At 59.0% G+C, this 20,748-nt stretch carries 18 protein-coding genes; all 18 read right to left on the reverse strand.

The window, feature by feature from the left end:
- Positions 1–14: 14 nt before the first annotated feature.
- The 18 genes from ACOYXE_RS04255 to ACOYXE_RS04340 all read right to left on the reverse strand — a co-directional run bounded on the left by ACOYXE_RS04255 (position 15) and on the right by ACOYXE_RS04340 (position 20,722).
- Complete coding sequence (locus ACOYXE_RS04255) at positions 15–1,340, reverse strand: OprD family porin (RefSeq protein ID WP_460927875.1); 1,326 nt, start codon at positions 1,338–1,340, stop codon at positions 15–17.
- Between the two features lie 173 nt (positions 1,341–1,513).
- Complete coding sequence (locus tag ACOYXE_RS04260) at positions 1,514–1,828, reverse strand: helix-turn-helix domain-containing protein (protein WP_027614657.1); 315 nt, start codon at positions 1,826–1,828, stop codon at positions 1,514–1,516.
- Positions 1,818–2,168: a type II toxin-antitoxin system RelE/ParE family toxin gene (locus tag ACOYXE_RS04265; protein WP_093434372.1), complete on the reverse strand. Its 351-nt coding sequence runs from the start codon at positions 2,166–2,168 to the stop codon at positions 1,818–1,820. The genes ACOYXE_RS04260 and ACOYXE_RS04265 overlap by 11 nt, the downstream gene beginning before the upstream one ends.
- Positions 2,169–2,584: 416 nt before the next feature.
- Entirely contained in the window at positions 2,585–4,048 is a 1,464-nt protein-coding gene (nuoN, locus tag ACOYXE_RS04270) for an NADH-quinone oxidoreductase subunit NuoN (RefSeq protein WP_007920173.1), read from the reverse strand.
- 7 nt (positions 4,049–4,055) lie between these two features.
- Complete coding sequence (gene nuoM, locus ACOYXE_RS04275; RefSeq protein WP_160058627.1) at positions 4,056–5,588, reverse strand: NADH-quinone oxidoreductase subunit M; 1,533 nt, start codon at positions 5,586–5,588, stop codon at positions 4,056–4,058.
- A 39-nt stretch (positions 5,589–5,627) separates the two neighbouring features.
- Entirely contained in the window at positions 5,628–7,481 is a 1,854-nt protein-coding gene (nuoL, locus tag ACOYXE_RS04280) for an NADH-quinone oxidoreductase subunit L (RefSeq protein ID WP_038362640.1), read from the reverse strand.
- On the reverse strand, positions 7,478–7,786 hold the full coding sequence (nuoK, locus tag ACOYXE_RS04285) for an NADH-quinone oxidoreductase subunit NuoK (RefSeq protein ID WP_003223790.1): 309 nt from the start codon (positions 7,784–7,786) through the stop codon (positions 7,478–7,480). Before nuoK ends, nuoL begins: the two co-directional genes overlap by 4 nt.
- Before the next feature lie 3 nt (positions 7,787–7,789).
- On the reverse strand, positions 7,790–8,290 hold the full coding sequence (gene nuoJ, locus ACOYXE_RS04290) for an NADH-quinone oxidoreductase subunit J (protein WP_007920176.1): 501 nt from the start codon (positions 8,288–8,290) through the stop codon (positions 7,790–7,792).
- A gap of 9 nt (positions 8,291–8,299) precedes the next feature.
- A complete protein-coding gene (nuoI, locus tag ACOYXE_RS04295) occupies positions 8,300–8,848 on the reverse strand; it encodes an NADH-quinone oxidoreductase subunit NuoI (RefSeq protein WP_007920177.1) in 549 nt (182 codons plus the stop codon).
- A gap of 11 nt (positions 8,849–8,859) precedes the next feature.
- A complete protein-coding gene (gene nuoH, locus ACOYXE_RS04300; RefSeq protein ID WP_007920179.1) occupies positions 8,860–9,867 on the reverse strand; it encodes an NADH-quinone oxidoreductase subunit NuoH in 1,008 nt (335 codons plus the stop codon).
- Positions 9,864–12,578, reverse strand: coding sequence for an NADH-quinone oxidoreductase subunit NuoG (gene nuoG, locus ACOYXE_RS04305; protein WP_160058626.1), 2,715 nt, complete (start codon positions 12,576–12,578; stop codon positions 9,864–9,866). Before nuoG ends, nuoH begins: the two co-directional genes overlap by 4 nt.
- A 136-nt stretch (positions 12,579–12,714) precedes the next feature.
- A complete protein-coding gene (nuoF, locus tag ACOYXE_RS04310; protein ID WP_007920184.1) occupies positions 12,715–14,070 on the reverse strand; it encodes an NADH-quinone oxidoreductase subunit NuoF in 1,356 nt (451 codons plus the stop codon).
- Positions 14,067–14,564, reverse strand: coding sequence for an NADH-quinone oxidoreductase subunit NuoE (gene nuoE / locus ACOYXE_RS04315; protein ID WP_007920186.1), 498 nt, complete (start codon positions 14,562–14,564; stop codon positions 14,067–14,069). The genes nuoF and nuoE overlap by 4 nt, the downstream gene beginning before the upstream one ends.
- Positions 14,565–14,566: 2 nt before the next feature.
- Complete coding sequence (gene nuoC / locus ACOYXE_RS04320; protein ID WP_160058625.1) at positions 14,567–16,351, reverse strand: NADH-quinone oxidoreductase subunit C/D; 1,785 nt, start codon at positions 16,349–16,351, stop codon at positions 14,567–14,569.
- Positions 16,352–16,424: 73 nt separating this feature from the next.
- Positions 16,425–17,099 carry a NuoB/complex I 20 kDa subunit family protein gene (locus ACOYXE_RS04325; RefSeq protein WP_053121628.1) on the reverse strand — a complete coding sequence of 225 codons (675 nt, stop codon included), beginning with the start codon at positions 17,097–17,099 and terminating at the stop codon, positions 16,425–16,427.
- A gap of 10 nt (positions 17,100–17,109) precedes the next feature.
- Positions 17,110–17,523 carry an NADH-quinone oxidoreductase subunit A gene (locus ACOYXE_RS04330; protein ID WP_003223812.1) on the reverse strand — a complete coding sequence of 138 codons (414 nt, stop codon included), beginning with the start codon at positions 17,521–17,523 and terminating at the stop codon, positions 17,110–17,112.
- Between the two features lie 637 nt (positions 17,524–18,160).
- Positions 18,161–19,486, reverse strand: a complete 1,326-nt coding sequence (gene aceA, locus ACOYXE_RS04335; RefSeq protein WP_007920195.1) for an isocitrate lyase — start codon at positions 19,484–19,486, stop codon at positions 18,161–18,163.
- A gap of 474 nt (positions 19,487–19,960) precedes the next feature.
- Positions 19,961–20,722, reverse strand: coding sequence for a secretin N-terminal domain-containing protein (locus tag ACOYXE_RS04340; protein ID WP_460927883.1), 762 nt, complete (start codon positions 20,720–20,722; stop codon positions 19,961–19,963).
- Positions 20,723–20,748: the final 26 nt, after the last annotated feature.

The following is a 20,748-nucleotide window of genomic DNA, read 5'->3' on the forward strand; positions in this document are numbered from 1 at the left end:
CATCAACCGCGCAATCAAAGAATCGCCAACGGATACTCGACAATCACCCGCACTTCATCCAGATCCGACTCGAACGCCGTGGCGCGTGTCGTCGCCTGGCGCAAGCGCAGTGACAGGTCTTTCATCGAACCGCTTTGCACCACGTATTTGACTTCGATGTCGCGCTCCCAACGTTTCTGATCGGTCAGCGGATTGCCCTCGGCATCGCGGCGCATGTACACGGCGTTGGCGTTGGAATAGTCGGCGTCGGTGCCGCGCGCGTAACGGGTCATGAACGACAAACCGGGTACGCCATAAGTGCTCATGTCGAGGTCATAACGCACCATCCACGAGCGTTCTTTCGGCGAGTTGAAATCGCTGTACTGGATCGAGTTGTCGAGGAAGATCGAGTCGGACTGGCGCAGGTAATCGAAGTCGTCATTGCCGTTATTGCGTTGGTGGGAGAGGGCGACCGAATGGGCGCCGAGTTTTACGCCGACACGGCCGCTCCAGATGTTGTTGTCGAACTCGCCTAGCAGTTGTTTGCCTTCATCGACGGCTTTGTAATAGTTCAGGCCACCGAACAGCGACAGGTCGTCCGAGAGCGGATAAGTCCAGGCAGTGCCAGCGTAGTACTGATTCCACGCATCCTTGAGACGGCTGGAATACAGACTGAAACTGAGGTTCTTGTTCAATGCGTAATCGCCGCCACCGTAAGCGATCCACGGCGAATTGACCGGGCCAGCGTAGAACGTGGCGAAGTTCTCGCGCATGTCGCTGGACGCCGGCTGGCTCATCGCATGCAATCGACCGCCCTGCACCGACAGACCTTCAATGCTGGTGTTGCTCGCCGTCACCCCGCGAAAGCTCTCCGGCAACAAGCGCGAGTCACCCGCCGCAACCACCGGATTGGCCGGGAACACATCGCCAATCCTCACCACCGTATCGAACGCCCGAATTTTCGCAGCGCCACCGACCTTGGTGTATTCGTCCCGCGCTTCGCCGTCGCTGTTGACCGGCAATACATCAAACGAACTGCGCCCGCCATTACGGCCGTCACCTGTGTCGAGTTTCAGTCCGATCATCGCAAACGCATCAACCCCGACCCCGACGGTGCCTTGGGTGAAACCGGATTCGAACTTGCTGATCACCGCATGCGACCAGGCTTCGGAATAACCTTTGCCGGTGGGGCTGGACTGGCCATTGCGATGATCACGATTGAAGTAGAAGTTGCGGTTGAGCAGTGTCAGGCTGCTGCCTTCGACAAAGCCTTCAGGCTTGTCTTCTGCAAACACCATGGACGGCCCGGCGCTGACCACCACCGCTAAAGCGGCCATCGATATTTTTGTAGGGTTAACCATCAAACACTCCTTGGGTTCGGCAGAACGGGAACGTGCTTCGGCGTGGGTTTTATTGTTCGACGGGGCAGGGCCCGCCGGCATGGTCGCCGGGTCACATCGTTGCAAGCTGCGGATAACGCCAAGGTGATGAGGGAATTACAATTTCGTCATGTGGCTGGAATTAGAACCCTGTGTCAGGTCAGGGCTGCGAGTTGTTCGATTGTCTGTGGAAAACGCTCGACCAGACGGATCAGGGTTGTGGCCTGAGCATTGGGCGTTGCTCGTCCTTGCTCCCAGTTTTCGAGCGTTCGCGTGTTGGTGCGTAGATACATCGCGAATACTGACCGGGAAAGATTAAGTTGCTGACGGATGGCTATCACTTCTTCAGCAGTGATCGGCATCAGTTTTGGCAGTTGAACTTTGTGGGTACGCAAGGTGATTTTGCCTTGGCGTTCATCGGCCAGTGCTTCCAGTCCATCCATCAGTTCGGAAAAAATGTCACGTTTCATAGTGGGTTCTCGCGTTGAGTTCTCTATCCAGCGTTTTTCTGAAAAGTTTTTTCTGGGCAGGCGTCAAATCGTCCTGCTCGTTTTTGTTGTAGACGGTAAAGAGCCAGAACTGATCGAAGCCTGACCACCAGTAATAAATCACTCGTAATCCGCTGCGCTTACCTTTCCCTCTTCGTTGGTCGCCAAAGCGAATTTTACGAAGCCCGCCTGTGTCCTCGATGAGATCGCCCGCTTCCGGATTTTTCAGCAGCTCCAGTTGAAAGCTGCGAAACAGATCGTCATCCAGATAGTCGTCTCGGTGCTTCTGAAATACAGGCAATTCGATAAATAGAGCATCCATGTTCTGTACGCTGCCTACGTATAGTGTTGTCTCGATAATCGAATCGGTCAAGGCCTCCTGGCCTTGCTTTTCGTCCCTTTTTCAACGGTAGACGCCGCTCGTAAAAACACCTGTAGGACGAATCGCCGCGTGTGGTGAGAACGTTCGATTGATCTATGAAGAGGCTTCGCAGCTGCCGTGTCGGAACAATCCCGCAAGCAGTGCCCAACGCCGAATGGTGATAGCGGCGGGGTGTCAGGCGAAGAAGAGGTTGAATGTGCCGACGCCTTCGCGAGCAGGCTCGCTCCCACAGTGATCCAGGGTGGTTACAGACTTTGTGAACACCATCGAAACCTGTGGGAGCCGGGCTTACCCGCAAAAACAAAAACGGCACCCGAAGGTGCCGTTTCTATTTGTAGCTAAAAGCGACGGAGCAATCAGCCCGCCAGACCCGCCTGCTGAACCAGTGTCAGCAATGGCTGCGGGTACACACCCAGGAAGAACGCGACCAGGGCGATGGCCAGCAGCATCACGCCGCCTGCCTTCTGTTCCCAGTGCAGCTGGGCGTCGTGGCGACGCAGGTTTGGCTCGATCAGGTACAAGGTGACCATCACGCGCAGGTAGTAGAAGACGCCGATGGCGCTGCCCAGCACCAGCGAACCGACCAGCCACCATTGATGCGATTCAACACCGGTAGCGATGATGTAGAACTTGCCGATGAAGCCTGCAGTCAGCGGGATACCGGCCAGCGACAGCATCATCACGGTCAGCACGGCGGTCAGGTACGGACGGCGCCAGAACAGGCCGCGGTATTCGTACAGGGCATCCGCGTCACGGCCGTTGTACGGCGAGGACATCAGGGTGATCACGCCGAAGGCGCCGAGGCTGGTGATCACATAAGTCACCAGGTACACGCCGATGGCTTCCACCGCCAGACCCTTGCTCGCCACCAGCGCGATCAGCAGGTAGCCGAAGTGCGCGATGGACGAGTAACCGAGCAGACGCTTGAGGTTGCTCTGGGTCAGGGCCAGCAGGTTACCGAACAGGATCGAGGCGATGGCGATGACGGTCAGCACGTCGCTCAGTACGCCACTGCTGGCGGCAGGGGAGATCTGGAACAGACGCACCATCACTGCAAACACCGCAACCTTGGAAGCGGTCGCGAGGAACGCCGCCACCGGTGCCGGAGCACCTTCGTAGACATCCGGCGTCCACAGGTGGAACGGTACCAGCGAGAGCTTGAACGCCAGACCGATCAGCATCATGCCCAGACCCAGTTGCGCCAGCGAGCTAGGCAGGCCAGTCGCAGCCAGAGCCTGACCGATACCGACGAAGCTCAGCGAACCCGAGTCGGCGTACAGCAGCGCCATACCGAACAACAGGAACGCGGAACCAGCGGCCGACAGCACCATGTATTTGATGCCGGCTTCCAGCGAACGCTTGTTGAAGAAGGCGTAAGCCACCAGACCGTAGACCGGTACCGAGAGCAGTTCCAGACCGATGAACAAACCGGCCAGGTGCTGCGCGCTGACCAGAACCAGACCACCGGCGGCGGCCATCAGGATCAGCAGGTAGAGTTCTTCACGGTTGCCCGGGTAACCCGAACCGCCATCGCCCAGATAGGCGTGGGCGAGGGTGACACAGGCGAGGGTGGCGACCAGGATCAGCGCCATGTACAGGCAAGCGAACGTGTCGATTTGCAGCAGTGGAGTCACGGCCAGAGGCGCGACTTTCAGGGCTGGGAGGATCGACAGCAAGGCCAGGTTCAGACCGGCGACCGAGATCAGGAAAGTCTGCGAGTGGTTGCGGCGCCAGGCGATTGCCAGCATCACCACGATAATGGTGAGGCTGGTGATCAACAGTGGCGCAAGCGCAATAAAGTGTTGAATCGTGAATTCCATAGCGCTCTTACCGGGCCGAAGCGAGTTGAGTGAAGGCGGTGCCGAGCCACTGCTGAACGCCATGCATCGTGGCGGCAGAAGTGTCGAGGAACGGTTGCGGGTAGACGCCGATGTAGATCAGCAACACCGCAAGGCCTAGCACCATGATCAGTTCGCGAGCGTCCATACCGTGCAGGATCGAATCCGATTTCGCCGGACCGAAGTAGGCACGGTGGATCATGATCAGCGAGTAGACCGAACCGAACACCAGACCGGAGGTGGCAATCGCAGTGATCCATGGCCAGCTGGCGAAGGAGCCGATCAGGATCAGGAACTCACCGACAAAGTTACCGGTACCTGGCAGACCCAGCGAAGCGGCTGCAAAGAACAGGCTGATTGCTGGCAGGTAAGCGATACGCGACCACACACCGCCCATCTCACGCATGTCACGAGTGTGCAAACGCTCGTACAACTGACCGCTGAGGATAAACAGTGCCGCCGCCGACACACCGTGCGCGAGCATCTGGATCACTGCACCTTGCAGGGCCAGTTGGCTGCCGGAGTAGATGCCGATCAACACGAAACCCATGTGGGAAACGGACGAGAAGGCGATCAGACGCTTGATGTCGGTTTGTGCGAAAGCGAGGAACGCACCGTAGAAGATCCCGACCAGACCGAGGGTCATGGCGATCGGCGCGAACTCGGCCGAAGCGTTCGGGAACAATGGCAGGGCGAAACGCAGCAGACCGTAGGCAGCGGTTTTCAGCAAGATACCGGCGAGGTCGACGGAACCGGCAGTCGGCGCCTGGGCGTGGGCATCAGGCAACCACGAGTGGAACGGTACAACCGGCAGCTTGACCGCGAAGGCGATGAAGAAGCCGAGCATCAGGATGTACTCGGTGGTCATCGACATCTTGGTTTTCAACAGGTCGGCGTAGTTGAAGGTAATCACGCCAGTGTTGTTGAAGTTGACCAGCACCAGACCGAGGATCGCCACCAGCATGATCAGACCGGAAGCCTGAGTGAAGATGAAGAACTTGGTCGCTGCGTAGATCCGGGTTTTCTTGCCGTCCGAAGAACTGTGACCCCAGAGCGCGATGAGGAAGTACATCGGCACCAGCATCATTTCCCAGAAGAAGAAGAACATGAACAGGTCGAGGGCGAGGAACACGCCGACCACGCCGCCGAGGATCCACATCAGGTTCAGGTGGAAGAAGCCAACGTGACGTTGAATCTCTTTCCACGAGCAGAGTACCGAGAGGATACCCAGCAGACCGGTCAGCAGGATCATCAACAGCGACAGGCCGTCGAGGGCCAGGTGCACGTTGATGCCGAAGCGCTGGATCCAGACATGCTTGAACTCAAGCGCCCAGGTCGGATCGGCGCCAGGCGCCGGGGCAAATGAATAGTCACCGTGGGCCCACAGCCAGAGGCCGAGGGCGAGTTCCAGGGTCATGGTCAACAGCGCAATCCAGCGGGGGAGGGTAGCGCCGAAGCGCTCACCCATCCAGCACAGCAGGCCGCCGATGAAGGGGATCAGGATTAGCCAAGGCAGAATCATGACGGGCTCGTTTCCTTTCGCAAATTCGCAAGGTTCATATCAGACCGCTACCAGCACGATGGCGCCAATGACCAGCACGGCACCAGCAGCCATCGAAGCAGCGTACCAACGCAGTTGACCGGTCTCGGTGCGGCTCAGGGCGGTGTGACCACCCTTGGCCATACGCGGGATCAGACCGATGGTCTGGTCGAGCGGGTCTTTGCGCAGTACGTGGCTGATCGCCAGGTAAGGCTTGACGAACAGTTTGTCGTAGATCCAGTCGAAGCCCCAGGCAGCGAACCACCAGGCCGAAAGGAAACGGCCGATGCCGCTGTTGGCGATGGCCGTGACGAAGCGACGCTTGCCGAGGAACAGCAGCGCTGCCAGCAGGATACCGGCCAGGGCGATGGCGCCCGAGGCGATTTCCAGACTGTGCTTGGCTTCGCCACCGGCATGGCCAACGCTTTCTGGCAGCACGCCGTGCAGTGGCGGAACGATCATCGCGCCAATGGCGGTGGACAATACGATCAGCACCGACAACGGCAGCCAGTGAGCGATGCCGTGACCGGCGTGGGCTTCGGTCTTGGCTTCACCGTGGAACGTGATGAAGATCAGGCGGAAGGTGTACAGCGACGTCATGAACGCGCCGACCAGACCTGCGTAAAGCAGACCGTGGTTGCCGCTGGCGAACGCTTCCCAGAGGATTTCGTCCTTGGAGTAGAAGCCGGCGGTGACCAGAGGCAGAGCAGCCAGTGCCGCGCCGCCGACGATGAAGCTGGCGTAGGCCAGTGGCAGTTTTTTCCACAGACCGCCCATCTTGAAGATGTTCTGCTCGTGGTGGCAGGCAACGATCACCGCACCGGAAGCAAGGAACAGCAAGGCCTTGAAGAAGGCGTGGGTCATCAGGTGGAAAATCGCGCCATCCCATGCACCAACGCCCAGCGCCAGGAACATGTAGCCGATCTGGCTCATGGTCGAGTAGGCGAGGATACGTTTGATGTCGGTCTGAACCAGAGCGGCGAAACCAGCGAGCACCAGCGTCACACCACCAACGATGCCGACCAAGTGCAGGATTTCCGGCGCCAGGGTGAACAGACCGTGGGTACGGGCGATCAGGTAAACACCGGCAGTAACCATGGTTGCGGCGTGGATCAGTGCCGACACCGGGGTCGGGCCGGCCATCGCGTCCGCGAGCCAGGTTTGCAGCGGCAGTTGTGCCGATTTACCGACCGCACCACCCAGCAGCATCAGCGTTGCCAGGGTGATCCAGAAGTCGCCGACCTGGAATTTCTGCGGTGCCAGCACCAGCAGTTCCTGGATATTCAACGTGCCCACTTGCTGGAACAGGATGAACAGGCCGATGGCCATGAACACGTCGCCGATCCGGGTCACGATGAAAGCCTTGAGTGCGGCGTTACCGTTGTTGCGGTTGCTGTAGTAGAAACCGATCAACAGGTACGAGCACAGGCCCACGCCTTCCCAGCCGAAGTACAGGAACAACAGGTTATCGCCGAGCACCAGGAACAGCATGCTGGCGATAAACAGGTTGGTGTACGAGAAGAAGCGCGAGTAGCCCGCTTCACCGCGCATGTACCAGGACGCGAACAGGTGGATCAGGAAACCGACGCCAACGACCACGCCGAGCATGGTGATCGACAGACCGTCGACGTAGAGGGCGAAGTCAGGCTTGAAGCCTTCGACCGCCATCCACTTCCACAGCACCAGGGTGTAGTGACCGCCTTCGGGAGGTGCGACGTTGAATTGCCAGATGACGTAGGCGGCGACAATCGCCGACAAGCCAATGGAACCCACGCCGATCAGCGCCGAGAGGTTTTCCGACCAGCGTCCACGGGAGAACGACAGCAGCAGGAAACCGATCAGAGGGAATACGAAAGTCAGAAAGATAAGATTCATCCGCGCATCTCACTGGCAGCGTCGATATCGAGCGTGTGGAAGCGGCGATACAGTTGCAGCAGGATCGCCAGACCAATACTGGCCTCGGCGGCTGCAAGGCTGATCACCAGGATGAACATGATCTGTCCATCCGGCTGGCCCCAACGGGCGCCAGCAACGATGAACGCCAATGCAGAGGCGTTCATCATCACTTCCAGACTCATCAACACGAACAAAATGTTGCGGCGGACCATCAGGCCGACCAGACCAAGGCAGAACAGGATGCCGGCAACTGCCAGACCATGTTCGAGAGGGATAGCAGGCATGTCTTACTCCTTCGCCTCGTTACGGCCCAAATGGAACGCCGTGACGGCTGCGGCAAGCAGCAGCATCGAGGCGAGTTCGACCACCAGCAGGTACGGACCGAACAGGCTGATGCCCACGGCTTTCGCGTCTACGGTGGTGTGGCCGATGGCCTGGCCGCTCTGGTGAGCGAACAGCACATACAGCAGTTCGGCCAGCAGCAGCGCGGCGAGAATCACCGGACCGGCCCAGATGCCGGGCTTGAGCCAGACGCGTTCTTGCTGAACCGAGGCGGGACCCAGGTTCAGCATCATCACCACGAACACGAACAGCACCATGATGGCGCCGGCGTAAGCGATCACTTCCAGCACGCCGGCGAACGGTGCGCCGAGTGCGAAGAAGGTCATGGCCACGGCGATCAACGAGATGATCAGGTAGAGCAGGGCGTGCACAGGGTTGGTGTTGGTGACTACGCGAAGCGTGGACACAACAGCGATACCCGATGCGAAATAGAAAGCGAATTCCATCGTTCTTCCTTAAGGCAGCAAGCTCTTCACGTTGATCGGTTCGGCTTCGTTCTGCGCGGAGCCTTTCGGCTTGCCAGCGATTGCCATACCTGCAACACGATAGAAGTTGTAATCAGGGTTTTTGCCGGGGCCGGAGATCAGCAGATCTTCTTTCTCGTACACCAGGTCCTGACGTTTGAACTCGGCCATCTCGAAATCCGGTGTCAGCTGGATCGCGGTGGTCGGACAGGCTTCCTCGCAGAGACCGCAGAAAATGCAGCGCGAGAAGTTGATACGGAAGAAGTCCGGGTACCAGCGACCGTCTTCGGTTTCAGCTTTCTGCAGCGAGATGCAACCCACCGGGCAAGCCACGGCGCACAGGTTGCAGGCTACGCAACGCTCTTCGCCATCGGGGTCACGGGTCAGGACGATGCGACCGCGGTAGCGTGGTGGCAGGTAGACCGCTTCTTCCGGGTATTGCAGGGTGTCGCGCTTGCGAAAGCCATGGCCGAAGACCATGACCAGGCTGCGCAACTGGGTACCAGTACCCTTAACGATGTCGCCAATATATTTGAACATGGGTCAAATCCTCACTGAACCGCGACTGCAGGCGTGTTCCACAACACGACCGCAGCGGTCACCAGCAAATTGATCAGGGTCAGTGGCAGGCAGAATTTCCAGCTGAAATCCATCACCTGGTCATAACGCGGACGCGGGATGGAAGCGCGCAGCAGGATGAACAGCATGATGAAGAACGCGGTCTTCAGTGCGAACCAGACGAACGCCAGTTGCGGCAAGATGCCGAACGGACCGTGCCAGCCACCGAAGAACAGGGTGACCAGCAGCGCCGAGATCAGGATGATGCCGATGTATTCACCGACGAAGAACATGCCCCATTTCATACCGGCGTATTCAATGTGGTAACCGTCGGCCAGTTCCTGTTCCGCTTCCGGCTGGTCGAACGGGTGACGGTGAGTCACGGCGACGCCAGCGATGAAGAAGGTACAGAAGCCGAAGAACTGCGGAATGATGAACCACAGGTTCTGCGCCTGGTACTCGACGATGTCGCGCATGTTGAACGAGCCGACCTGCACCACGATGCCCATCAGGGCCAGGCCCATGAACACTTCGTAGGACACGGTCTGCGCCGACGCACGCAAGCTGCCGAGCAGGGCGAACTTGTTGTTACTCGACCAGCCGGCGAACAACACCGCGTAGACCGACAGACCGGCCATGGCGAAGAAGAACAGCAGGCCGATGTTCAGATCCGCGACACCCCAGGTCGGGGTGATCGGGATGATCGCAAAGGCGATCAGCAGGGCGGACATGGCCACCACCGGCGCCAAAGTGAAGATCACTTTGTCGGCAAAAGGCGGGGTCCAGTCTTCCTTGAAGAACATCTTCAGCATGTCGGCGGCGATCTGGAACATACCAAACGGGCCAACGCGGTTCGGACCGTAACGGTCCTGCCACCAGCCCAGCAGGCGACGTTCGACAAAGCTGAGCAACGCGCCTGCCACCACAACGGCCAGCAAAATCACGATGGCTTTGACGACCGAGAGGATCACATCGATCACTTCAGGGGTGAACCAGGTCATTGCGCTGCCTCCTGCAGACCGTCGACGGATACGCCGGCGAATGCCGGTGGAATGCCGGCGATGCCCGCAGGCAATGCCACCAGACCTGCGCCCAGTTCTTCATTGATACGCAGCGGCAGACGCAGGGTCTGACCGGCCACGTTCAGGCTCAGCAGGGCACCGTCATTGACGCCCAGACGATCCGCTTCCGACTTGGCCAGAGCCACGTACGGAGCCGGAATGCGCTCTTGAACCGGTGCGGCTTTCGAAGAGTTTTCTTCGCTGCCGAACAGGTGGAAGAACGGCACGGCTTGCCAGGTGCCCGGCGCCGGGTTGAATGCGCGCGGTGCTGCAGCGAACCAGTTCAGCGAATCGCCAGTGCTTTCGATCAGGCGGGTGCCCGGGTCGCCAGCACGGATGTGACCGCCGACTTCGTCCTGGAACTTGTTCCACGCTTGTGGCGAGTTCCAGCCCGGCGACCATGCAAATGGCACCTGCTGACGCGGTTCGGCAGAGCCCGAGTAACCTTCCATGGAGAAGGCGAACGCGGTGTCTTTGTCTTGCGGGGTGCGTGGTTCGTGAACGCTGATGTCGGCGCGCATCGCGGTGCGACCGGAATAACGCAGCGGCTCACGCGCCAGTTTCAGACCCTTGATGCGGAACGCCGCCGATGGTGCAGCGTCGACGATACGCGCCAGTTGCTCGGTGCTTGAAGCAACGGCAGCGGTGACGTGGTCGAGTTGCGTCCAGTCGATCGGTTGGTTCAGCAGGGTCGCGCGCAGGGCGTGCAGCCAGCGCCAGCCTTCGTGAACCAGGATGCTCGCATCCATGTATTGTGGGTCGAAAACCTGGAAGAAGCGCTGGGCGCGACCTTCCTGGCTGACCAAAGTACCGTCGCCTTCAGCGAAGCTTGCGGCTGGCAGCACCAGGTGCGCGCGGTCGCTGGTAGCCGTCTTCTGATGGTCAGCAACGATCACCACTTGCGCAGCGTTCAGTGCAGCATCGACCTTGTCTTTGGCGGTGCGGGTGTACAGATCGTTTTCCAGCACAACGATCGCGTCAGCCTTACCGTCGATGACGGCTTGCAGCGCCGCATCCACCGATTCGCCACCGAGCATGGCCAGACCAAGGCTGTTGGCTTCCGGCACGATCAGGCTGATCGAACCGTTTTTCTCGCGCAGCTTTAGGGCCTTGGCGATGTTGGCAGCGGCTTCGATCAAGGCTTTGGAGCCCAGCGAAGTACCGGCGATGATCAGCGGACGTTTGGCAGCGAGCAGGGCGTCAGCAATACGCTGAGCCAGTTCCAGTGCTTCGGCGTCCAGACCTTCAACGGCCGGCGCGCTGGCGTCCAGTGCGTGAGCAACGGCGAAACCGATGCGTGCCAAGTCATCCGGAGCAGCGTGTACGCATTCTTCAGCGATGTCGTCGAGCTTGGTTTCAGCCAGGCTGGCGATGAACAGCGGGTTCAGCGCGTGCTGACCGATGTTCTTCACCGCAGCGTCGAGCCAAGGCTGAACGCGCATGGCTTCGGCCATGTCTTCAGCTTTACCTTTGACCGACTGACGCAGGGACAGCGCCACACGGGCGGCGGTCTGGGTCAGGTCTTCACCGAGGACGAAAATCGCGTCGTGGTCTTCGATGTCGCGCATGTTCGGCACTGGCAACGGGCTGTCTTTCAGCACTTGCAGGACCAGACGGATGCGCTCCAGTTCGGACGCTTCGATACCCGAGTAGAAGTGCTCGGCGCCAACCAGTTCGCGCAACGCATAGTTGCTTTCGAGGCTGGCGCGCGGCGAACCGATACCGACGATGTTGCGACCGCGCAGCAGGTCAGCGGCTTTATCCAGCGCGGCATCCAGACCGAGCTTGGTGCCGTCGGCCAGCAGCGGCTGACGTGGACGGTCGGTGCGGTTGACGTAGCCATAACCGAAACGGCCACGGTCGCACAGGAAGTACTGGTTCACCGAACCGTTGAAACGGTTTTCGATGCGACGCAGCTCACCGTAACGCTCGCCCGGGGAGATGTTGCAACCGCTCGAGCAGCCGTGGCAGATGCTCGGCGCGAATTGCATGTCCCACTTGCGGTTGTAACGCTCGGAGTGAGTCTTGTCGGTGAACACACCGGTTGGGCAGACCTCGGTGAGGTTGCCGGAGAACTCGCTTTCGAGGGTGCCGTCTTCAACGCGACCGAAGTACACGTTGTCGTGGGCGCCGAATACACCGAGGTCGGTGCCGCCGGCGTAATCCTTGTAGAAACGCACGCAGCGGTAGCAAGCGATGCAGCGGTTCATTTCGTGGGAAATGAACGGGCCCAGTTGCTGGTTCTGGTGGGTGCGTTTGGTGAAGCGATAACGGCGCTCGTTGTGGCCGGTCATCACTGTCATGTCTTGCAGGTGGCAATGACCGCCTTCTTCGCACACAGGGCAGTCGTGCGGGTGGTTGGTCATCAGCCATTCAACAACACTGGCGCGGAACGCTTTGGATTCTTCATCTTCGATGGAGATCCAGGTGTTGTCGGTGGCCGGGGTCATGCAGGACATGACGATGCGACCACGGGTGTCGTTCTCGTCGGTGTACTGCTTGACCGCGCACTGGCGGCAGGCCCCGACGCTACCAAGCGCGGGGTGCCAGCAGAAATAAGGGATGTCGAGGCCCAGCGACAGACATGCCTGTAACAGGTTGTCTGCCCCGTCGACTTCGAGCGCTTTGCCGTCTACGTGGATAGTGGCCATGGTTCAAAGGTCTTCGTTGGCCCGGTGTCAGCGGGCGTGGCTAATGGAATCTTGTTATCCGTCCGAATCCAGTCAGCCCCGAAAGGCGTCATCGGACGAAAGGCGAAGGGCACGGACCCTTCGCCTTTTTAAGCGTTTACGCGCCGATTACGATCGGCCTTGCCAGAGGCGGGACGGCGGCGCTGACTGGCGCGATACCGGCTTCGAACTCTGGACGGAAGTATTTGATGGCGCTGCCCAACGGCTCCACGGCACCCGGTGCGTGAGCACAGAAGGTTTTGCCCGGGCCGAGGAAGTTGACCAGACCCAGCAGGGTCTCGATGTCGCCTGGCTGACCGCGGCCTTGTTCGATGGCCATCAAGAGCTTGACGCTCCATGGCAGACCATCACGGCACGGGGTGCAGAAACCGCACGACTCGCGAGCGAAGAACTGCTCCATGTTGCGCAGCAAGGAGACCATGTTGACGCTGTCGTCCACCGCCATGGCCAGGCCGGTACCCATACGGGTGCCCACTTTGGCGATGCCGCCGGCGTACATTTGTGCGTCGAGGTGTTCAGGCAGGAGGAAACCGGTACCGGCGCCACCTGGCTGCCAGGCCTTGAGTTTGAAACCGTCGCGCATGCCGCCGGCGTAGTCTTCGAACAACTCGCGACCGGTGACGCCGAATGGCAGTTCCCACAGGCCCGGGTTTTTGACTTTGCCGGAGAAGCCCATGAGCTTGGTGCCCATGTCTTCGCTGCCTTCGCGGGCCAACGATTTGTACCAGTCAACACCGTCGGCAATGATCGCCGGCACGTTGCACAGGGTTTCGACGTTGTTCACGCAGGTCGGCTTGCCCCACACGCCGACGGCGGCAGGGAAGGGCGGCTTGGAGCGCGGGTTGGCGCGGCGGCCTTCGAGGGAGTTGATCAGCGCGGTTTCTTCACCGCAGATGTAGCGCCCGGCGCCGGTGTGGACGAACAACTCGAAATCGAAGCCGCTGCCCAGAATGTTTTTGCCCAGCAGGCCAGCAGCCTTGGCTTCTTCCACGGCACGGTTGAGGTGCTTGGCGGCGGTGGTGTATTCGCCACGCAGGAATATGTAGCCACGGTAGGTTTTCAGCGCGCGAGCACTGATCAGCATGCCTTCGATCAGCAGATGGGGCAGTTGCTCCATCAGCATGCGGTCTTTCCAGGTGTTCGGCTCCATTTCATCCGCGTTGCACAGCAGGTAGCGGATGTTGATGGATTCGTCTTTGGGCATCAGGCCCCACTTCACGCCAGTGGGGAAACCTGCACCGCCGCGACCTTTGAGGCCGGCGTCTTTCACGGTCTGGACGATAGCGTCCTGATCCATGTCGGCGAAGGCTTTGCGCGCCGCAGCGTAACCGTTCTTGGCCTGGTACTCGTCGAGCCACACGGCTTCGCCGTCATCGCGCAGACGCCAGGTCAGCGGGTGAGTCTCGGCCGAACGCTGAATGCGGTTGGCAGGACCGAAAGATGTCAGGGTCATACGTAGCCCTCGAGCAGTTTGGCGACGCCAGCAGGCTGCACATCACCAAAGGTGTCGTCGTCGATCATCAGCGCCGGTGCCTTGTCGCAGTTGCCGAGGCAGCAGACAGGCAGCAGGGTGAAACGACCGTCGGTGGTGGTCTGACCCAGGCCGATGCCCAGATTGTTCTGGATTTCGCTGACCACCGACTCGTGGCCGCCGATGTAGCAGACCATGCTGTCGCAGACGCGAATGATGTGACGGCCAACCGGCTGACGAAAAATCTGGCTATAGAACGTCGCCACACCTTCAACGTCGCTGGCCGGGATGCCAAGGATCTCGCCGATCGCGTACAAGGCGCCATCCGGCACCCAGCCGCGTTCTTTCTGAACGATCTTCAGGGCTTCGATCGACGCCGCGCGCGGGTCTTCGTAGTGATGCAGCTCGTGCTCGATGGCCGAGCGCTCGGTTTCACTGAGGGTGAAACGGTCTGTCTGGATAAGCGTGCTGTTCATGCTTAGCGGTCCACGTCGGCCATAACGAAATCGATACTACCCAGGTACGCAATCATGTCCGCGACCATGCTGCCTTTGATCACCGAAGGGATCTGTTGCAGATGCGGGAAGCTTGGAGTGCGGATCCGGGTACGGTAGCTCATGGTGCCGCCGTCGCTCGTCAGGTAATAACTGTTGATGCCCTTGGTCGCTTCGATCATCTGGAAGGATTCGTTGGCCGGCATCACCGGGCCCCACGAAACTTGCAGGAAGTGCGTGATCAAGGTTTCGATGTGCTGCAGCGTGCGCTCTTTCGGCGGCGGCGTGGTCAGCGGGTGATCCGCCTTGTACGGGCCTTCCGGCATGTTGCGCATGCACTGGTCAATGATCTTGATGCTTTGGCGCATCTCTTCAACGCGAACCATGCAGCGGTCGTAGGCATCGCCGTTGGCAGCCAGCGGTACTTCGAACTCGAAGTTCTCGTAGCCCGAGTACGGACGCGCTTTACGCAGGTCGAAATCGCAACCGGTCGAACGCAGGCCAGCACCGGTGACGCCCCATTCCAGGGCTTCTTTGGTGTTGTACTGGGCGACGCCAATGGTACGACCCTTGAGGATGCTGTTCTGCAGGGCAGCCTTGGTGTATTCGTCGAGGCGTTTTGGCAGCCATTCAACGAAGTCTTTCACCAGTTTTTCCCAGCCGCGCGGCAGGTCGTGGGCAACACCACCGATGCGGTACCAGGCCGGGTGCAGACGGAAACCGGTAATGGCTTCAATCACCGTGTACGCCTTCTGGCGGTCGGTGAAGGTGAAGAACACCGGGGTCATCGCACCAACGTCCTGGATGTAAGTCCCGAGGAACAGCAGGTGGCTGGTGATTCGGAAGAACTCGGCCATCATGATGCGGATGACGTCGACCTTCTCAGGCACCTTGATGCCGGCCAGCTTCTCGACCGAGAGCACGTACGGCAGGTTGTTCATCACGCCGCCGAGGTAATCGATACGGTCGGTGTACGGGATGAAGCTGTGCCACGACTGACGCTCGGCCATCTTCTCGGCACCACGGTGGTGGTAACCGATGTCCGGCACGCAGTCGACGATCTCTTCACCGTCCAGTTGCAGAATGATGCGGAATGCACCGTGCGCCGAAGGGTGGTTCGGGCCGAGGTTGAGGAACATGTAGTCCTCGTTCGGGCCGGAACGCTTCATGCCCCAGTCTTCCGGACGGAAACGCGCGGCTTCTTCCTCGAGCTGTTGCTTGGCGAGGTTGAGGCTGTACGGATCGAATTCGGTGGCGCGCGCCGGGAAGTCCTTGCGCAGCGGGTGACCTTCCCAGGTCGGCGGCATCATGATGCGCGACAGGTGCGGGTGACCTTTGAAGTCGATACCGAACATGTCCCAGACTTCACGCTCGTACCAGTTGGCGTTCGGCCAGATGCTGGTGACGGTCGGCAAGCTGAGGTCGCTCTCGGACAAGGCGACCTTGATCATCACGTCACTATTACGCTCCAGCGACATGAGGTGATAGAACACGGTGAACTCGGCGTCGCTCGGCAGCCCTTGACGCTTGGTGCGCAGACGCTCGTCCACGCCGTGCAGGTCATAGAGCATGACGTACGGCTTGGGCAGGTTACGAAGGAAGGTCAGGACTTCGACGAGTCTGGCACGCGCCACCCACAGCACCGGCATGCCGGTGCGGGTCGGCTGAGCGGTGAACGCTTCGGCGCCAAAACGGTTGTTCAATTCAACGACCACATCCTGGTCGTCTGCCTTATAAGGCGGGATGTACAGAGCGCTGCCTGTAGTCATGGTTATTTTTTCGCTTTCGGTCAACGTAAAGAATGAAGCCAGCTTCTCGTTTCTTTTTCAGAACAGATCTGGATCAGACTTCGTCAGGGCTGCGCAGGTTGGTGACTGCGATTCGCTGTTCGCGGCGCTGTTCCTTCTGCGAAGGCATGTCGGCGCGATAAACGCCTTGATCACCAACGACCCAGGAAAGCGGACGACGCTCCTTGCCGATCGATTCCTGCAACAGCATCAAGCCTTGCAGAAATGCTTCCGGACGAGGAGGGCAGCCAGGTACGTAGACGTCCACGGGCAGGAACTTGTCCACCCCTTGAACCACAGAGTAGATGTCGTACATGCCACCGGAGTTAGCGCACGAACCCATGGAGATAACCCACTTCGGTTCGAGCATCTGCTCGTAGAGACGCTGGATGATCGGCGCCATCTTGATGAAGCAGGTGCCGGCGATAACCATGAAGTCGGCCTGACGCGGCGATGCCCGGATAACTTCGGCGCCAAAGCGCGCGATGTCGTGGGGCGCCGTGAAGGCGGTGGTCATTTCCACGTAGCAGCACGACAAGCCGAAGTTGTACGGCCACAGGGAGTTCTTACGTCCCCAGTTGACCGCGCCACTCAGCACGTCTTCCAGCTTGCCCATGAAAATGTTTTTGTGGACTTGATCTTCTAACGGATCGGAAACGGTTTCCCGTTCGCCAATCGGATACTGCTCGTTAGGAGCATCGGGGTCGATCCTGGTGAGATTGTATTGCATTGCCAAAGCCTCATTGTTTCAGCTTCGCCTGCCGCTTGCGACGAGCTTCCGGAGCCCAGTCAAGGGCGCCCACTCGGAACAGGTAGACAAGACCTGCCAACAGAATTGCTATGAAAACGAGAGCTTCGACGAATCCGGTCCAGCCGCTTTCGCGGACGGACACAGACCATGCAAAGAGAAAGAGGGCTTCGATATCGAAGATCACGAAGAGCATCGCGACCAGATAGAATTTGGCTGAGAGCCGCAAGCGGGCGCCACCGGTAGGTAGCATGCCGGACTCGAACGGTTCGTTTTTGCTGCGACCCCAGGCTTTTGACCCGAGGAGGCTGGAGACGCCAAGCATGAAGGCACACAGGCCGACGACACCCAGAAGGAAAATGGCAAAGCCCCAGTTGTGGGCCATGAGTCCTGTCGCTTCGGGCATGCTGGTAATCCTTAACAGAGAGCAAAGGTCTCTGAGCTTGATAAAGAAATAGGCAGTGACGATATGTCGCAGCAATCAATCGCGCTGATTTTATGGCTAAACACCCTGCAAGTAAAATTCCTATAGCGAAATTATTTATTGGAATAAGGACATAGCGCATCTCCAATGCCCTGCAGCCCATGCGTTGCGGGCATTAGGCGGGTTTATGCAAATAATGTTTTGTAGGGAATGTAACGAACATAGTTGTGGCTAAATGATAATTGATATCGTTTGGAGTGTATTTGCAACTGTTGAGCGGGTCGTTAGTTGGGAAGTTGTCTTACTTGCGCGTTACTGCAAGTAGCGACGGCGCCCGTTTTAGCGGATTTTTCTGACGGATGTACCGCGCTGGATCAATGTTTTCTCCGAACGACGCCGATCCCTGTAGGAGTGAGCCTGCTCGCGATAGCGGTGGTTCAGTCACCGCTGCGCAAACTGACCCACGGCTATCGCGAGCAGGCTCACTCCTACAGGGATTTTTGGTGTTCATTAAATCGGGGCAAAAAAAACGCCCCGAACCAGTCGGGGCGTCAGTTTTGCGGCTCTGCGGTTAGCTTTCTATACGATCCGCAGAGGCCGTTTGCTCAGCGAAGCCGAATCAGTGGAACTGTTCTTCTTCAGTCGAACCGGTCAGTGCGGTTACCGAGGACGAGCCACCTTGAATCACGGTGGTCATGTCGTCGAAGTAGCCGGTGCCCACTTCCTGCTGGTGCGCCACGAAGGTGTAACCCTTGGCGGCGTCAGCGAATTCCTGCTCCTGCAGTTTCACGTAGGCAGTCATGTCGTTGCGGGCGTAGTCATGCGCCAGGTTGAACATGCTGTGCCACATGTTGTGAATGCCGGCCAGGGTGATGAACTGGTGCTTGTAACCCATGGCGGACAGTTCGCGCTGGAACTTGGCGATGGTCGCGTCGTCGAGGTTTTTCTTCCAGTTGAAGGAAGGCGAGCAGTTGTACGACAGCAGTTGGTCCGGGTATTCCTTTTTGATCGCTTCGGCGAAACGACGAGCCTCGTCCAGATCCGGCTTGGCGGTTTCGCACCAGATCAGGTCGGCGTATGGCGCGTAAGCCAGGCCACGAGCAATGGCTTGATCCAGGCCGGCGCGGACCTTGTAGAAACCTTCCTGAGTGCGCTCGCCAGTCACGAACGGCTGGTCGTACGGGTCGCAATCGGAAGTCAGCAGGTCAGCAGCGTTGGCGTCGGTACGGGCCAGAATGATGGTCGGGGTACCGGCAACGTCAGCAGCCAGACGAGCAGCGGTCAGCTTCTGTACGGCTTCCTGAGTAGGAACCAGTACTTTACCGCCCATGTGACCGCATTTTTTCACGGAAGCCAGTTGGTCTTCGAAGTGAACGCCGGCGGCGCCTGCTTCGATCATGCTCTTCATCAGCTCGTAGGCGTTCAGCACGCCGCCGAAACCGGCTTCGGCGTCAGCCACGATCGGCGCGAAGTAGTCGATGTAGCCATCGTCGCCCGGGTTCTTGCCGGCTTTCCACTGGATCTGGTCAGCACGACGGAACGAGTTGTTGATGCGCTTGACCACGGTTGGAACCGAATCCACCGGGTACAGCGACTGGTCCGGGTACATGGATTCTGCGGAGTTGTTGTCCGCAGCCACTTGCCAGCCCGACAGGTAGATCGCCTGGATACCGGCTTTAACCTGCTGAACAGCCTGGCCGCCAGTCAGGGCGCCCATGCAGTTGACGAAATCTTTCTCAGGACGGAAGGACGGCTTGGCACCCTGGGTGACCAGGTTCCACAGCTTGTCGGCGCCCATTTTTGCAAAGGTGTGCTCAGGTTGAACCGAGCCACGCAGACGGACGACGTCAGCAGCGGAGTAAGTGCGTGTCACGCCTTTCCAGCGCGGGTTTTCAGCCCAGTCTTTTTCGAGGGCTGCAATTTGCTGTTCGCGTGTCAGTGCCATGGAGATAAACCTCGTCGCGTCTTTTATGAAAAGTTGTTCTGCGGTGGAAAATTCCTGCGCTCGCTGACCAGAAGCTTAGGTGGTCAAGTCGGATTCGGCGGGGTAGGCGACGGGATGAACGATGGGCTCGAGGGGAAGTGAGCAGGTAGTGGCGGACTGTGGGCGCATTCGGGCGTCGTGGGCCTCTATACGTTCTACAGTGTGAAGCCGGGTTACCTAAATACGCTTCCGTCCCTCGGGACAACTTCGTTCCAGTCGGCAACCTCGTCAAACACACCTTGTGGGCGGTACAGACACGAAGCGGTTCGCGGGGTAGGTGCGAACATCGCTTCGAAGGCCCTTGCCAGGGCCTCTGATTAGCGGGAGCGAGGCCATCATGCCTTCGCTTTTTTACCCCGTCAAACGTTTTGTAGTGCTTTTTTTAAAGCACTACATCTTTCGTCTAATACGACTAATCAGTCAGTTTTCGGTGCTTTAGTCCAATGCGTCGACTTTCACTCGCAAGGTCATGTCATCCCGGCCTTGAGTCGAGTAGCTGCGGGTCAGGCCCTGTTTATCGGCCTGGGTCTGGCGATTGACGCCGGCGAGGGTGATCCACTCGCCGAGGCGCCCGCTGACAGTTGTGTCGGTGCTTTGCACGTTCACTACATCGGGACGTTCCTGGCTCATGCGGTCACGGTTGGTACTGATCGCCAGGTGAACGATGTCGCCGGTGACGCTGGCGGTGACGTAGAAACCTTGGGTGACGTTGCGGTATTGCGTCTGGCTGTTGTAACCGCCGTAGGAATCGCTCTGAACATTGGTGATTGGCACACTTTGCCCGACTTGAATCAGCGCCGGCATGCCATCGGTGGCTTGCACCTGTTGCACGCCGCCTTCACGGCTGGTGGTGCTGCGGCTGATGATGCGGGTTTGACTTGGCTGGGCGCCATTGACCGAATAACCCTCGTCGCCCCGACCATTGTTTTCGTTGGTGTCGACGCTGATCAGCAGGCGCTTGGGCGCGGTGTCGAGTTGGGTAATCAGTGCCTTGAGTTCCTGAATCTTGTCCGGTTCGGCCTTGATGATCAGTTGGTTGCCGTAGGCGCTGACCTGGCCGTCCTTGCCGAGGAAGTCTTGTGCCATCGGCAGCATGTCGGCGCTGGTGCGGTAATTGAGAGGCACGATTTCTGTGGCTGCCATCACCGAGAAACTGCAACCGAGCAGCAGGGTGGTGAGCAGGGTGCGTAGGGACATGTCCGTTATCTCCGCTTTCGAAAGGC

The organism is Pseudomonas sp. MC6 (assembly GCF_054790575.1).